Annotated in this window: 15 protein-coding genes and 5 pseudogenes; 12 read left to right on the top strand and 8 right to left on the bottom strand. The window is 61.8% G+C overall.

Features of this window, described 5'->3' with window-relative positions; translation table 11 throughout:
* Positions 1 to 399, top strand: a 399-nt coding sequence (locus F758_RS45980) for an SIS domain-containing protein (protein ID WP_035725065.1), incomplete at its 5' end; no start/stop codon positions are given.
* 173 nt (positions 400 to 572) lie between these two features.
* Positions 573 to 1,859: a glycoside hydrolase family 28 protein gene (locus F758_RS0141435; RefSeq protein ID WP_024513298.1), complete on the top strand. Its 1,287-nt coding sequence runs from the start codon at positions 573 to 575 to the stop codon at positions 1,857 to 1,859.
* Here the strand turns inward: F758_RS0141435 and F758_RS50510 are convergent.
* Positions 1,823 to 2,194, bottom strand: a complete 372-nt coding sequence (locus F758_RS50510) for a hypothetical protein (protein WP_024513297.1) — start codon at positions 2,192 to 2,194, stop codon at positions 1,823 to 1,825. The two genes, F758_RS0141435 and F758_RS50510, sit on opposite strands and share 37 nt — an antisense overlap.
* Between F758_RS50510 and F758_RS48985 the strand changes: the two are divergent.
* Positions 2,132 to 2,335 (top strand): annotated as a pseudogene (locus tag F758_RS48985) (hypothetical protein); the annotation flags it as partial. The gene F758_RS50510 and the pseudogene F758_RS48985 overlap by 63 nt on opposite strands.
* A gap of 89 nt (positions 2,336 to 2,424) precedes the next feature.
* On the opposite strand, the gene F758_RS0141420 reads toward F758_RS48985, so the two are convergent.
* The 3 genes and pseudogenes from F758_RS0141420 to F758_RS48980 form a co-directional block, all read right to left on the bottom strand.
* Positions 2,425 to 3,339: an addiction module antidote protein gene (locus F758_RS0141420; RefSeq protein WP_024513296.1), complete on the bottom strand. Its 915-nt coding sequence runs from the start codon at positions 3,337 to 3,339 to the stop codon at positions 2,425 to 2,427.
* Positions 3,336 to 3,929 carry a ComF family protein gene (locus F758_RS0141415; protein ID WP_198026706.1) on the bottom strand — a complete coding sequence of 198 codons (594 nt, stop codon included), beginning with the start codon at positions 3,927 to 3,929 and terminating at the stop codon, positions 3,336 to 3,338. Before F758_RS0141415 ends, F758_RS0141420 begins: the two co-directional genes overlap by 4 nt.
* A 36-nt stretch (positions 3,930 to 3,965) precedes the next feature.
* Positions 3,966 to 4,482: pseudogene (locus F758_RS48980) on the bottom strand (zincin-like metallopeptidase domain-containing protein); the annotation flags it as partial.
* Between the two features lie 165 nt (positions 4,483 to 4,647).
* Between F758_RS48980 and F758_RS53670 the strand changes: the two are divergent.
* Positions 4,648 to 5,129: pseudogene (locus tag F758_RS53670) on the top strand (HEPN/Toprim-associated domain-containing protein).
* Here F758_RS53670 and F758_RS0141400 read toward each other — a convergent pair.
* The 3 genes from F758_RS0141400 to F758_RS0141390 are packed head-to-tail and all read right to left on the bottom strand — an operon-like array spanning position 5,107 to position 7,861.
* Positions 5,107 to 6,141 (bottom strand): CBASS cGAMP-activated phospholipase, encoded by a 1,035-nt coding sequence (locus F758_RS0141400; protein ID WP_024513293.1) that lies wholly within the window; start codon positions 6,139 to 6,141, stop codon positions 5,107 to 5,109. The pseudogene F758_RS53670 and the gene F758_RS0141400 overlap by 23 nt on opposite strands.
* On the bottom strand, positions 6,138 to 6,590 hold the full coding sequence (locus F758_RS0141395) for a type II CBASS E2 protein (RefSeq protein ID WP_024513292.1): 453 nt from the start codon (positions 6,588 to 6,590) through the stop codon (positions 6,138 to 6,140). Before F758_RS0141395 ends, F758_RS0141400 begins: the two co-directional genes overlap by 4 nt.
* Complete coding sequence (locus F758_RS0141390; RefSeq protein WP_245286761.1) at positions 6,590 to 7,861, bottom strand: nucleotidyltransferase domain-containing protein; 1,272 nt, start codon at positions 7,859 to 7,861, stop codon at positions 6,590 to 6,592. The genes F758_RS0141395 and F758_RS0141390 overlap by 1 nt, the downstream gene beginning before the upstream one ends.
* A gap of 158 nt (positions 7,862 to 8,019) precedes the next feature.
* Here F758_RS0141390 and F758_RS0141385 point away from each other — a divergent pair, with 158 nt between their 5' ends.
* The 5 genes and pseudogenes from F758_RS0141385 to F758_RS45965 all read left to right on the top strand — a co-directional run bounded on the left by F758_RS0141385 (position 8,020) and on the right by F758_RS45965 (position 11,868).
* The gene (locus F758_RS0141385; RefSeq protein WP_024513290.1) at positions 8,020 to 8,340 is read left to right on the top strand and encodes a helix-turn-helix domain-containing protein; all 321 of its coding nucleotides are present in this window, start codon (positions 8,020 to 8,022) and stop codon (positions 8,338 to 8,340) included.
* The gene (locus F758_RS0141380) at positions 8,337 to 9,260 is read left to right on the top strand and encodes an ImmA/IrrE family metallo-endopeptidase (RefSeq protein ID WP_024513289.1); all 924 of its coding nucleotides are present in this window, start codon (positions 8,337 to 8,339) and stop codon (positions 9,258 to 9,260) included. Before F758_RS0141385 ends, F758_RS0141380 begins: the two co-directional genes overlap by 4 nt.
* Before the next feature lie 18 nt (positions 9,261 to 9,278).
* On the top strand, positions 9,279 to 9,911 hold the full coding sequence (locus tag F758_RS0141375) for a hypothetical protein (RefSeq protein ID WP_024513288.1): 633 nt from the start codon (positions 9,279 to 9,281) through the stop codon (positions 9,909 to 9,911).
* A 368-nt stretch (positions 9,912 to 10,279) separates the two neighbouring features.
* Positions 10,280 to 10,862: pseudogene (locus tag F758_RS52585) on the top strand (DUF6088 family protein).
* Positions 10,828 to 11,868 (top strand): annotated as a pseudogene (locus tag F758_RS45965) (nucleotidyl transferase AbiEii/AbiGii toxin family protein). The pseudogenes F758_RS52585 and F758_RS45965 overlap by 35 nt, the downstream one beginning before the upstream one ends.
* 30 nt (positions 11,869 to 11,898) lie before the next feature.
* Here the strand turns inward: F758_RS45965 and F758_RS50505 are convergent.
* Positions 11,899 to 12,216, bottom strand: a complete 318-nt coding sequence (locus F758_RS50505; protein WP_157450485.1) for a hypothetical protein — start codon at positions 12,214 to 12,216, stop codon at positions 11,899 to 11,901.
* 198 nt (positions 12,217 to 12,414) lie between these two features.
* Between F758_RS50505 and F758_RS0141355 the strand changes: the two genes are divergently transcribed.
* The 3 genes from F758_RS0141355 to F758_RS45960 all read left to right on the top strand — a co-directional run.
* Complete coding sequence (locus F758_RS0141355) at positions 12,415 to 12,663, top strand: helix-turn-helix transcriptional regulator (RefSeq protein WP_349544050.1); 249 nt, start codon at positions 12,415 to 12,417, stop codon at positions 12,661 to 12,663.
* Positions 12,663 to 13,970, top strand: coding sequence for a type II toxin-antitoxin system HipA family toxin (locus F758_RS0141350; protein WP_024513285.1), 1,308 nt, complete (start codon positions 12,663 to 12,665; stop codon positions 13,968 to 13,970). The genes F758_RS0141355 and F758_RS0141350 overlap by 1 nt, the downstream gene beginning before the upstream one ends.
* A gap of 172 nt (positions 13,971 to 14,142) precedes the next feature.
* The coding region (locus F758_RS45960; protein WP_035725063.1) for an amidohydrolase family protein at positions 14,143 to 14,360 on the top strand (218 nt) is incomplete at its 3' end.

Here is a 14,360-nt window from a genome sequence, read left to right as displayed (position 1 = left end):
CTGGCCCTGGAGGGCGCGCTGAAGCTGAAGGAAATCAGCTATATCCACGCCGACGCTTATGCCGCGGGTGAGCTCAAGCACGGGCCGATTGCGTTGATCGACGAGACCATGCCGGTCGTGGTGATCGCGCCGCATGACCGCGTTTTCGAGAAAACCGTCTCGAACATGCAGGAAGTTGCCGCCCGCGGCGGCAACATCATCCTGATAACCGACGCCAAGGGCGCCTCCGAGGCGACCGTGGATTCGCTCGTCACCATCGTCATGCCGGACATGGCGGCGACGTTTACGCCCATGGTCTATGCCATTCCGGTNCAGCTCTTGGCCTATCATACCGCGGTCGTGATGGGCACTGACGTCGATCAGCCGCGCAATCTTGCGAAATCGGTGACTGTCGAATAGGGAAACACACGAACGCGCTCACAAATGGTTGATCCGTTCAGCCTCGTGGCGCTCGCGTTCAAGATGTGGCCAGAGCCGACGTTTTCATTCGCTATACGAGCATCGGAGATCATGCGGGTCGGAGTTGCTGGTCAATTGCGCCCACGCCGCTCGGTAACATGCATGAGGTAATCTTGTCAGATCGTTTGCGTTGCTGGACCCTCCTGTCCGTGGTTGCCGCGTTAGGGTTTTGCGCGGCAGCTCAGGCGAAAGACCGTCGCACTGTGGCAGAGCCTGTTGCGCCCAACGATGTTTGTGCCCGCCTGGTGCCCTCCGGCAAGAACGACACTGGCAGGCTGCAAGCCGCTATTGCTCAGTGCCCCCCTGGCGCAGCGGTCTACTTGACCGGCGGCTCGTTCCTGTCAGGTCCCCTTGAGATGAAATCCGGCGTAACGCTCTGGATTGAGCGGGATGCTACGCTTTTCGCCGTCATCGAGCCGAGTGCCTACGACAAGGGCTCCGGAAGTTGCGGTCGCATCGCAGGCAAAGGCGACGGCTGCCGGCCCCTCATCAGCTTTTCCAAGACACGGGGGGGCGGCATCTCCGGCGAGGGCAGTATCGATGGTCAGGGCGGGGCGCTCATGGCTGGGAGCTCTGAAAGCTGGTGGCAGCTGGCGCGGCGCGCACAAACCGAGGGCGGCTACCAGAATGTCCCGCGCCTGATACAGATTGATCATGCACAGGACATCACCTTCCACGGTATCACGTTGCGCAATTCCCCGAATTTCAATGTGGCCATGAACCGGGTTCAAGGAGCGACTTTTTGGGGCATCACCATTGACACACCGCGCGACGCCCGCAACACCGATGGTATCGATCCAGGCGCCAGTGAGGATGTGACGATCACGCATAGCATCATTCGCACCGGTGATGATAACGTCGCGATTAAAGCCGGAAGCAATGGTCCGACCCGGCATATCTCCATCATCAACAACTACTTTGGGTGGGGCCACGGCATGTCGATCGGCAGCGAGCTCAACTCCGGCGTCAGTGACATATTGGTGCGTGGCTTGACCCTGGACGGCACGACGTCTGGCTTGCGTATCAAGAGCGACGTTAGTCGAGGCGGCCTCGTCGAACAGGTCACGTATGAAGATGTATGCATGCGCGGCGTCCGATCGCCGATCACCTTTGACTCGCGCTACGACCCGCATGCGCAGGGCGACAGTGTTCCGGTCTACCGGCAGATCGTTCTACGACATGTCTACGGGGGCGACGGTAGGTTGGTGATGCGCGGGCTGGACCAACAGCACGCCCTCGGGGTCATGTTGGACGACGTACGATTTGCTGCTACGGCGAGCTGGCAGGTGGAAAACGTCGATCTGACTACTGGACCATCCGGTATATCGCCGCCCCTAGAAGGGGCTACTTCGGCGCCTGATTCTCATGCATCCACCCGATGTGCAAAATCGTTCCATTGATATTCTCCACAGGGAAGTAATCGGAACCGGCGGGTGTTCAGCGCGCCTCGTTCGGCCACGGTCAAGGATGAAAGGTCAGAGGCGCAGGCGATCCAATCCGGTAGGTCGCTCCGCGAGAGGCGGGTGACTTTGACCTGCCGGCGGCGATCGAGGTCGATGACGCGACTACCGAGATGCGCGAAGATCGAGAGATCGAAATAGGGCTCAAGGTAGGCTCGACCGACGAAGCGTTCGAATAGGCCGGACAGCGCGACTTTGACTTCGCGTGCTTCTTTCCCGCTCAGCCCGACGACCTCAAGGACAGCCCGTCCGCCAAGTCGGTCGCCGAGCGCCATGAGGGCTGGAAGCTCGATGTGCCGACCGACGACGACGCGCTGTGGGACTGGATCGCCGGCCTGGACGACACCAGCCGCATGGCGCTGCTGGCGCATTGCGTGAGCTATGGCGTCAACGCGCTGGTTGAGAAGGTCGACCGCTAGGGCGGTGCGGGCCTCTCGCAGCACGGCCTCGACCGTCACTCCTCTAACTCTCTCGTCCGGCGCCACCCGATCGGTCACACGGCAGCTCAACCGTGTGAAGCGACTGGCTCGCGCTCCGACTCCGCCTTCTCGGGCTTGACCTCAAGCCGCAGGCCGATCGACGAGAGCACCTTCAGCACCGTCGTGAACTCGGGATTTCCCTTGGGATCGAGCGATCGGTAAAGGCTCTCGCGCGCGAGTCCGGTTTTGCGCGCGACCTGGCTCATGCCGCGATCGCGCGCGATCTGGCCGAGCGCTTCCTTGACCGCGGTCGCGTCCGAGCGGGCGAGTGCGTCGTTGAGCGCTTTGACGACCTCGTCGAGCGCTGGGGCTTGGGCCGCGGATGAGGCGGCGTCCTCGCCCGCAACGTCCTCGGGCGCTTGAGCCGACGGCGCTTTCTCCATCACCGACAGGAAGGTGGGTTGATCGCTGGTCTCGACCAGCCGCCATTCGTCGGGCGTCGCGCGCTCCTTCACATCCCGGCGCAGCTCGTCGCTGCAATGCGCAATGAAGTTCCTCCACGAGTCGACAGACTTGATGTTGACGACCTTCTTGTCGGGGACGTTGAACAACACAGCGATCTTTCCGGCGATGGCCAGGCGTAGCACATTCAGGACGGTACCGGGGCTCTTCCCGTCCCAGATCATCAGTCCAAAATCGGCCTCACGCGCCATTTCGCGGTCCTTGGCCGCGTAGAACTGAAAGCCCTTCGCGTTCTTGGGTGCGTCGACGTGATGGGTGAGCCAGGTCCCGAGGTTGTTGCGCGGCGAGGCGCCCGAGCAGAACACCGTGACCTTGTCATAGTGGATGTCGTGGAAGTGTTTTTGCACGGCTTTGTCGGCGCCATTGGCGTCTCCGACGATGACGCGGTGACCGCTCGCGACGACATTGTCGAGCCGCTTCTTCACCTCGGTGGGAAGCCGGGAAACCTGCCGCGAGCCGCCTATGAAGATCGTGTTCAATGGTTGCTCCGTGTCTTAGTGATGGTGAGGGTACGGACGACGGCGGCCTTGCCTGGGCCGAGCAGTTCATCCGTGATGGCGTTCATGGTGGTCCCCGACCGAAAGAGATCGTCGAAGAGGAGGATACTGCGGCCCTGTGTCTGCGTCGCGTCGACCTGATAGAGACCGTCGACCTGCTTCTTCCGTTCCTCCGGATCGGTCACATTCTTGAGCTGTGTGGTCGGTCGGGTCGTCGTGATGCACGACAGCACCGGCACTCCGAGCGCAGCTCCGATCCCCTCTGCGAGAACGATGACCGGCTGCAGGGCGCGCTGGTGCGAAGGCGGGACCGGGACGATGCTGTCGAACTTGTCGCGATGGGGGCCGAGAAAGTTCACGGCAGTCTCAATGATCGGGCTCGCCGCGTCTTTGTCAGCGCGGTTTTTCAGCCGGAACAGAAGCTCGGCGATTTCCGGTCGGACGGTATCAAACTGCATGTGGCCAAATTCATTGTATCCGATCGGCGTGCTGCTGGTCGTATGGAGGTCAAGGGCGATCCCCGACTGCCAGCGCCCCGTGATTTTGATCGGATTGATTTTAACTATAGGCATGCGTGCTCCCGAACCTCTCCAACTGTAACCTATGGGCTACAGATGGACAAGGCCCCGTTGCAATTCAAGCCTGTGGAAAGTCAAGCGGCCCGTGCGAGAGAATCCGCGCGGTGTCCTGATCGGACAGGAAACTAGCAGACAGTCGGCTGCTTTGCTGGCCTGGCTCGATCGCGCGGTTGTCCTCCCGCTGGAGCCGATTTAGTCGGCATGCCCCACCGTCGGCACGATGCCGATCGAGGCGCAGCAGAAGGCGGCGTTGATCTCGGCGGCTAGCTCCTCGAATGCGTATTTCTTGGTTCCGAACGAGCCCGAGAGATCGCGGCCGAGACGGGAGGGGTGGCCGGTCGCGTGGCCATTATGCCGATATCGGCATAACGGCGCGCCGCTTCTCGTCGTCCGGCACGAAGCGGTCGGCATAAACGACGGTGGTGCCGCGCTCACCTTTGCGCACGTTGCCGCCGAGCGACAGAGCCTGGCGAAAGGTGAGCCAGCTCTGGCCCGGATGGCAGTGCTCGATGACTGCGCCCCAGAGGATCAGGACGGATGCAGGGGAAGGCTTTCCCCGCAATTCCGTAGAGCCGTAGATGCGTAGATCAGGATTTCAGAGCGCGAGCTGACTCTGGGCATTAGGCGTGCGACCTTGAGCTGGACCCACCCATGCCGACTTGGGGTTCGCTCAAGCCCTTGCGGCCAGGATCGCTCAAGGTCGATAGGTAGAATGAACACGCGACAAGACGGCGTCGACGGACGCCTCAGTATGGTTGGGGGGAGCTTGGGTACGGAAATTACGCTCGATGTGGCCGGCGTGTCGGTCACGTACAGCAAGAATCACCGCGGCATCGATCACGGATCGATTTTTCAGGAAAGGGATCGAAAGGCGATCAAGAGCGACCAGCTCGACTACGACTGGTACGAGGAGGAGGGCGAGGACCCCACGCCCTCCGAGATGGCGTTCACGCGACCGCTCAAGCACGTCGTTCCCGTCTCGAACTCCTTGGCTTCCATCTGGAGCGCGTGCGCCGTGAATATGATGCCGTCGCCCAAAACTGGCGGGAGGAGAGGCAGTCTCTTCAGGAGGATGACGACGAGCCTATTCCTTTCTCGACACGCTGGGGCGAGCGAGAGCTCGCGTGTCGTTTGGTCACGGCCCGGCAGGGACCGGTGCTCGATCAGACGTCTACGTCATCGGGCAACGGATAAATTGCTCCACCGCGCCGTCGAGGAACACACGCTCGATGTGATGCCCGGCGCCTTCGACGAGACTGCGCGCCACCATCGGCAGTTCCCGGACCGAGCGCTGCACGTCATCCATCGCGATCGGCGCATCGCTTTCCGGTACATCGATCCGTGTGACGTTGTTCTTGCCGACCAGCAGATAGGCTTGGCCGAGGGCATTGCGGGATTGCGCACGGGCGGCCGCATTAAAAGAGCGCAGGAACGCCCAATCCTTGATGCCGCCGTTACGCGCCCGCTCATCGACGGTGAAGGTGGACTCACCCGTTCCCAGGCTCAGGATACGCACGTCCTCACGCGCAATGTCGAAGCAGGCAAGGGCGTCGACCAAGGCGTTCATGACCGGATTGTTGGCCCAGATGCCGCCATCGATCATGACGTAACCGTCGTCCTCGACACCGGGGTAATAGGAGGGGGCCGCCGTCGTGTGGAGGGCCACATGCGCGAATTTCTTGTGGCGGTCCTTCCGGTAGTCCGGGTGGTGCGGCGTCTTATAGAGGAACGGCTCGCCGTGGCGTCCTTCGAAGCTCGGGATCACCAGCCGGGTGACAGCATCGTCGAGCACCTTGTCGCCAAAGATCCGTAGCAGCTCTTCCTTGAGCGCGGCCTGGTCGTGCTTCGGCTTGAACACCCAACGCAGCGCCCTCGACACCTTGCCGAGCCCAGCCGCCGGCGGAAAGATGCGGTCGCCGCGCTCGAGATAGATGTCCAATGCCTGTCGAGCCGTCATCCCATGGGCAAGGGCGAGCGCGATGATGCCGCCCGTTGACGTGCCCGCGATCATGTCGAAGTGATGGACGATAGAGGCGCCGCCCAGGAAGCGGCTTTCGAGTTCGGCCAGAACGGCTGCAGGAAAGACGCCACGAATTCCGCCGCCGTCGATCGACAGGATACGGAATGGGCGGCCCTGCGGCCATGGCTGCTTCAGGCGCGTGTGCTGGATGGTGCCGTCCGATCGCCGCGGCGGAATATAGTTCATCGTGTTGTCTCCCTTGCCTCGCCGATGTCCTGTCCGGCGTGGCGCCCGCCGCCGGTCCAGCGCCCGGTCATCACCCAAAGTTCGTAGCAAGCGAGCCAGTCGAGCGCCCAAGGGACGGTCGTGCTCGCGATTGTCATCGCCGCTGTCCATTCCCTTTCACGGGGATCGAACAGGCAAAGAGTCGGATCCTCGGCCGGCGGATAGACATGGGGCAGCTGCCCCTCAGAATTGCCGGGCAACCGAACCAGATCGGGTGAGAGCACCCGCACCTCGGGGAAAGACCCGACCTCATAACGGATCTCCAGCGAGTAGCTCGCATATTGCGGCCTCACGCTCCCCACCCACCTCGCGGACTGCGCACGGCGGTCGATCTGGCGTGCCGAGAACTGCGGCCAGGCCGCCTTCATCGCGGCGACCTGCTCGTCGATGGAGAGGATCGCCGCCGTCATCAGATCTTGCTCCCGAAGAAGGTGTGAGGCCGTGCCGACGAAACCGCCGGGTTGACGATCGGCGCTGCGACCGCGGCGGCAGAGGGCAACAGGAGGCCGCCCCGCCGCGTGTAGAGCTGACGGGACTGCTGGATGCCGCCACCGATCTCGGTGGCGATCTGGTCGGCGGCCCGGGTCACGACGCGGTCTCCGAAGCTCCCGCGCAGCGTGTCCATCATCGTGTCGGGGTACATCTCCCCCTTGCGCATCGCCTCGAGCGAACGGATGAGATCGCGCAGATGCTCGGCGAACTCGTCCTGCTGAGCGATGGATTCGGGCCAGCGGTCCGTGAAGACATCGGTCTCGCAGATCGGATTGGCGACATGCAGAAGCCGCCTGTAGAGCGAAGCCTGCTCGATGCCGCGGATGATCCAGCTCGCAAGGCGAACGAGCATGGCGCTGAGCGACATGTTCGGTTGCGCGGCGAGTCCGGCGTAGTAGGAGAGCATCACCGACGGCGGAATGCGGCCGGCATAGCTGGCGTAGCGAATGTTGCGGAAGCGCTTGAGGAGCTGGAGGGCGAGCGTCGCGGTGTTCTTGACAATGAAATCGCACTGATCCGGAACATCGTCTACGTCGGCGTCAGCGCGAGCGGCAAGGCCGGCATGGTCAAGCCACCGCAGATGGAATTCCTTCGCCATGCGCAATTCGAGCGGCGTCCTGCTCGCATACCACTGCGCGAAGCCATAGGCGTTCATGTCGACGAACCGGTCGCCGGCCGACCGGCGCGGGCCCTTGGCGTGAGTGATCAGGCTCTCGCGATCGAGCGTGCCGTGGACCCGCAGCGACGGCGTGACGTCGAGATGCATCTTGTCGGCGTAAAACAGAGTGACGCAGCGCGTCTGCCGTAGCACCCGCTGAACCGGATAGTCGGCGAGCGCGGTTTCGAGCTCGGTCAGGATCTCGAGAGGCGTCATGCCACGAAAGCGACCGCCGAGCTGCGAGACGACGTCGAGATCATACTCGTCGTCGGTGCCGCGCGTCGAAATCGTGGCATCGATCGCCATGGAGCCCTGCGGGTAAAAATGCTCGATCTGGTCGAAGAAGGCGGTCGTCGCTTCAAGGTGGCGGCGCACAGCCTCGTAGCGCGACTTCGCCTTGTCATGCAGCGAGGGCGGAAGCTGAACGCTGAGCGCGATCTCCGCGAGGATTCGGTCGAGAGGGTCGTCGAAGGGATTGAGGCCAGTCGGCGCAAGCTGGATGTTCACATCGGTCTCCGTGGCGGGCTGCATCTGCGCATCTCGCCACCGCCCGCGCGATGTTCGGGATGATATGAAGTCAAGTGCGTCTACTCCGAACAAGATGGGGAGCTTGAATGCGTCTGTCAAGGGACATAGAATATAGCTACTCCGAACGCGGGGTTGGGGCGGATCGAGTAGAAGGGCCGGCTATGAAATTTGGTGAGCGGATCAAGGACTTACGAACGAAAAAGGGCCTGACGCTCGATCAGCTCGCGCAGGAGACCGGCTCGTCGAAGAGCTACATCTGGGAGCTCGAGAACAAGAATCCGCCCAGGCCATCGGCCGAGAAGCTGTCCGTGATTGCAGGCGCTTTGGGGGTGACCGTCGACTACCTGATCGGGGCTGACACGCAGACCCTCAGTGAGGCGGAGGACACCGCCTTCTTCCGGCAGTACAGCGGCCTCCCGGAGGAAACGCGTCGGCAGATTCGCGAGATGGCTCGCATCCTCGACACGAAGACCCGCAAATGAGCCAGCCGATCCGCCTCCGGCCGCTGAAGGAGGCGGCCCGCATCACGCAGATGCTCGACCTGGTCCTTGGAGCGGATCGGTTTGATCGCGCGCCGGTCGACGTGATCGGCCTTGCGCTTGAGTACTCTCGCCAGATCGCGCCCGAGAGTCCCATCCACGAGGTCGTCGAGCGCAACCTCCCCGGCTGCGTCGGCGCGTTGGTTTATGGGGAGGCGCGGCCGCGCCAATGGGCGATCATGTATCATGTCGGCCAGTCGGACGGACGCCGCTCGTTCACCGTTGGGCACGAGTTCGCCCATTACCTCCTGCATCGTCAGTTGATCGAGCAGGACGAAGGTTTCGACGGCGGCATCTACTGTGATGAGAACTCAGTGGATCGTCGCGGTGGGGCCGGCATTGAGCAGGAGGCCGACGCGTTCACCGCGGCTCTGCTGATGCCGCTTCACGATTTTCGCCGACAGCAGCCGGCCAAGGCCCGGGTAGATTTTGACACGCTCAGCCGCCTCGCGAAGCGCTACGGCGTGTCGTTGACTGCGGCGATCCTGCGCTGGCTCGAATACACTGAAACACGGGCGATGATGGTGGTCTCGAACGAGGGCTTTGCCCGTTGGGCGAAACCAAGTGGTCCTGCGCTGAAGTCGGGACGATTCATCAGGACGAAGAACACAGTCTACGAGTTACCCTCGCAGGCTTTCGCCGCAAGGCGCGATTACTCCGACCGTGCGCTGACCGGCATCACGCAACAAGCTGGTGTCTGGTTTACCGAACCGGTGCATGAGATGTGCTTTCGCTCTGACCGGTATGATCAGGAAATCACCGTGCTGCAATTTGAAGCAGACGGCCCACGCTTTCAGGAGGAGGAAGAGGAGAGTGACGTCTTCGACCATTTTGTGCGGAACGGACAGGCTCCGGATCGCTAACGTTTGAGCGGATTAGTCATGGATTTTGTTCATATTGCCATTTCCGCTCGCCTGGCCCACGGCGATCTTGTCGCCGCCGACGCTTCCCTTGAAGCCGGCCCCACCGGTGAGGGCGTCAGGCTCATTCTGGTGAAACAGCTTCTGGTGTCCTGCGCGAACGTCACCGACCTCGAGCTGATCTGTCGTGCGCTCTACAAGGACCATCCAGCCATTTCGGAGATCATCACGCCGCATCGGCGCAACTTCGAATTCGCCAAGTACATCCGGAACATCGCGGTTGGTCACGTCAACCCGGCGCTCAGCCAGAAGACACTCGAATGGCGGCCCGAGCTCAATGTCGTTCTGACGAAACCTGGCGCGCCGGCGGAGGCGTTTCTGGGCTACGCGGTGTTGGAGAGCGCGATCAACACCTTCGTGGATGGCGAGCGGCACCGTATCTTTGACAGTGATACCGACCTGGCTTACCCGCCGGACCTAACCCGATTTCTCAATTTCTTGGGGTCGACCGTGCATGTCGGGATCGCTTACTGCGCCGCGGTGGCCGCTGCGGCGCTCGAGCACGCCAACTTGCCCGACTTCAACGAGAACTGGCTGGAGTTGTCCGCGAAAGCAGGCGCCACTGACTTTGCCTTCATTACGCGTAAGGGATAGGGATGACGCTGCTGCGGCGGGTCGCGTCGCAGAGCGCACTATGCTACGAGTTCGCGACGGTACTTTCTCAGTTCGCAGCCAGCCCATCCCAGTTGCCGGAAATGGGTCCTGAGAGGCAATCGATCTCGATAGTACCGACACCGCACAAAAATTTCGCGCGACTTTCCCTCAACACCGTAAGATTTTGACGGCCCGAGGGTCGGCTTTCTGTGCCGAAGACAAGAAAAAACCCTGCTAGATCAATGCCATAGCTGGGTTTAGAACAATCGTGGAGACATCGTCCCGGTCACGTTCCATTAGCGGTATCGCGAGCCGGCGACCTGGCGCTGGCAGCCCAACCGACCCGCGATAAGCTTCCGCGTTGAGGAATGTTCGGGACCAGCAGCCACAAGCGTTGCGCTCAAGGGCTGCCAGGGGGCACGCCCATCGCCGCTAAGAGCTTGCTTCACCTCGGCAATCGCGCTGCGGTGGATCAGGCCTTGTCGCGCCTAACCGAGCGGGGCCAACTGATCCGGGCGGGTCGCGGCGTCTATCTGCGCCCCATCACGAGCCGGTTCGGCACGAGGGCGCCGTCTGTTGAACAGGCAGTCGAGGCGCTCGCCAGCCAGCACGGTGAACTCATCGTTCCGAGCGGGGCGCCGCCGCCAACACCCTTGGCCTCACGACACAGGTGCCGGTTCGGTCGGTCTATCTCACTTCCGTGCGTAGCCGGAAGATGAGCCTCGGCAAGCAGGTCGTCGCCACGCGCCGCGCTGGCAGCTCGCCATGCCGCATCGGCCCGCGGGTCAGGCGGTGCGAGCGCTGGCCTGGCTCGGACCGGAGAGGGCCGAGGCCGCTCTCCACACTCTGAAGCGAAAGCTTCCGCCGGCCGCCTTTAGCGAGCTGGTGGCGGCCGCCCCTCTATTTCCAACCTGGCTTGCGCGCAGCGTGGGGAAGGTCGCGCACGGCTGACGCCTTCCTCCTTCCGGCCGAAGATCGCCGGGAAGCCTTAAGCGTCGCTGCCGACCGATCTGGCCGACCGGCGCATCTTCTTGAGAAGCGCGTGGGTCGTGTGGGCGCTGGCGACGCTCTACGACTCGCCACTCGGCGAGCACTTGGTGTTCAAGGGCGGCACCTCGCTTTCGAAAGCCTACGGCGTCATCCGGAGGTTCTCCGAGGACGTCGATCTGACCTACGACATTCGCGTGCTCGCGCCTGACCTCGTCGGTGACAATGGCGAAGCGTTGCCGAAGACGCGAAGCGAGGAGAAGCGCTGGACGAGCGAGGTGCGCAAGCGCCTGCCGGAATGGGTGGATGGGGCCGTTCAGTCGGTCATCGCTGAAGCCCTGGCGAGGGGACCGCTCTCAGCCGCGATCCGGATCGACGATGACAAGCTCTTCATTGACTATGAGGCGACGACGACAGGCTCGGGCTACGTAGCCCCGAGCGTCATGCTCGAATTCGGCGCGCGCTCTACCGGTGAGCAGGCGAGCCTGCGCGATGTCACCTGTGATGCGGCCGGGATGGTGGACGGTGTTGTCTTTCCGACCGCTCGGCCACGCGTGATGCATGCCGAGCGGACGTTCTGGGAGAAGGCGACCGCGATCCACGTCTTCTGCCTGCAGGACCGCCTGCGTGGCAGCGCTTCGCTCGTCATTGGCATGACGTCGTGCGACTAGACGATGCAGGTCTTGCGCAAGCTGCGTTCGCCGAGCGGGAGCTGGCGAACGCCGTCGCGCGGCACAAGGCGATGTTCTTCGCCGAGAAGGCGGCCGACCGCGAACCGATCGATTATGCGGCAGCAGTCAAGGGCGGCCTACGGCTCGTACCGGCTGGCGAAGCGCTGAAGACCCTCAGCGACGACTATGCCCACATGGTCGACGATGGTCTGCTTCTCGATGACGCCGAATCTTTCGATGCGCTCTTGGCGCGATGCGCCGAGATTGCTGACCGGTCCAATCGCAGCGGCCAAGCATAAGAAAATTGGGGGGAGCAAAATGTGCGCACTTCACGCATAAAAATAAGCAACTTTGCAAACTTCTCGGAGATCGACGTCGAAACCGGCGATAGCATCGTCATCGTCGGTGAGAACAAGGCCGGCAATCTGTCTGCCGTATTTCGGGGCGAGCGTGTTTAAGACCTGGGTTGTGAGCCTCGACGGCGGGGATGACGGGATAGGTCTTTCGTCGTCTTTGGCGGTCCCCGCGGCGGCGCCCGCTCCCACCAGAAGTCCAATGCGCTTTCTTCCTTGCGCAATGATGGTGCGCAATGACGCCATGTATTGATTTGGATTGTGTATGCTGATGCTCAGCGCTTCCGCCCCCAATTTTTCTGTGTGCGTTGGATCGTCCCCCTCAGCGTCGCTATGGCGTCCTCATGACGACAAAATTTCAACACCATACCAACCTGAGGCTGTAGCGACAATTCCTATATGTCTAGCTTATCGTAGTTGGCACATATAAGGTGTTTATTAGCCATTTCCGATATTGACGCCTTATCGGGAAGGCACCATAATCCCCGAATGATGGATTTAGCCCGCAATCCCAAACAGATCGGCAACCTAATCCGCCGCGCCCGCAAGCAGCGGGGATGGAGCCAGACGCGGCTCGGCGAGAAGGCAGGACTGCGTCAGGAGACGATTTCCCTGATCGAGAGTGGCAATCCAGCAACGAAGCTTGACACGATTTTTGCCGTTCTCGCCGCGCTCGATCTTGAATTCAAGGTCGGACCACGATCAAGAGGCCAAGCTGCCACCATCGAGGATATCTTCTGATGCCGCGCCGCCGACAGCATGTGCCGCTGCGCGTCTATCTCAACAATCGCCTCGTCGGCCATCTTCTTAAGGAGTCGGGCGGCGCGATTAGCTTTCGGTATGACGAAAGCTGGCTCACTTGGCAAAATGCCATCCCAGTCTCTCTTTCATTGCCGCTACGAGAAGATGCTTATCGTGGCGCTCCGGTCAGTGCGGTCTTTGAGAATTTGCTTCCCGACTCTGAGTCACTGCGCCGGCGCGTTGCAGAACGGGTCGGTGCCGAAGGGGCCGATGCCTACAGTTTGCTCGCGGCCATCGGTCGAGATTGTGTAGGTGCGCTCCAGTTCATTGCCGATGAAGTCGATGAGCGCCGCACCGCGATCGAAGGCGAGCCGGTCGATGATGCCGCCATCGAAAAGCTGCTGCGAGGCCTCGGACAGGCACCGCTTGGCCTAAGCCGAGACGATGACTTTCGCATCTCTGTCGCCGGGGCACAGGAAAAGACGGCGTTGCTCTGGGATGGCAAGCGCTGGTGCAAGCCTCTCAGGACGACGCCGACGACTCACATCCTCAAGCCTCAGATCGGTGAATTGCCGAACGGCATCGATCTGTCGAAAAGCGTCGAGAATGAATTCTATTGCCTGAGGCTGCTCGCAGCCTTCGGGCTGCCCGTCAACGATGCCGCCGTCAAGAGATTCGGGAAAATCACAGCGCTCGTTATTGAGCGCTTCGACCGACGCTGGACGCGAGACGGGCGCTTGTTGCGTCTGCCGCAGGAGGATTGCTGCCAAGCGCTGTCGGTTTCTCCCAGCAGAAAGTATCAGAGCGATGGCGGCCCTGGACTCGTGCAGATTCTCGACCTCCTGAAGGGCAGCGACACACCAGATGAGGATCGGAAGACCGTACTCAAGGCCCAAATCCTGTTCTGGCTCATTGGCGCGACGGACGGACACGCCAAGAATTTCAGCATCTTTCTGGGACCGGGCGGCAGCTATCGGCTGACGCCTCTCTATGACGTCCTTTCCGCTCAGCCCAGCCTCGACGCCCGTCAGATCGAGCGCAAGCAGATGAAGCTCGCGATGGCCGTGGGCGCCACCAACCACTACAGAATTGAGGGAATTCAAGGTCGACATTTTATCGAAACCGGAAGTGCGGCGGGGCTTTCGAAAACGACGGTTCAAACCGTGATCGAGGAACTCGCAGCGGCCGCGGACGGTGTCATGGAACGATTGGCCGACGAGTTGCCACCCAGATTTCCCAAATTGATCCACGCCTCGGTCAGCAAGGCCGTAGCCGCGCGTCTCCGGACTCTTTCGGCGGGAGTGTGAGGCTGAACAGCACCTCGCTGCCAGTCCCTGTTGGCTGCTTTCCCCAACACATTGATCGAACGGCCAACGCGCACTGTGTAGAGGCGCATCCATGAACACGAGAATGACATCCGACAACAGATCGTGCTATCGGAGTTGACGGTATTCGTACTATCCGTTCGGCAGAAACAACATGCTGGAGGTCGCCTTCCTGGCCTCGCACCTGCTGTGGATGACCAAACGGCGCGAGATCGAGGCTTTGCACGAGATGATCACGACGCGTGCNGCCAAAGCCATCAACCTCGGGCGATACGGCCTGGAAGCCGGCTGCGAGGCCAATCTGGTGGTCCTCCATCAGTCCGATGTCGCCGACGCGCTTCGCTTCCACGAGCCGCCGCGCCTCGTCGTCAG

The sequence above is a fragment of the Bradyrhizobium sp. ARR65 genome (genome assembly GCF_000472385.1).
GTDB lineage: Bacteria > Pseudomonadota > Alphaproteobacteria > Rhizobiales > Xanthobacteraceae > Bradyrhizobium.
Note: the sequence above shows the minus strand (reverse complement) of the source record. Positions and strands in the feature narration are given on the sequence as shown.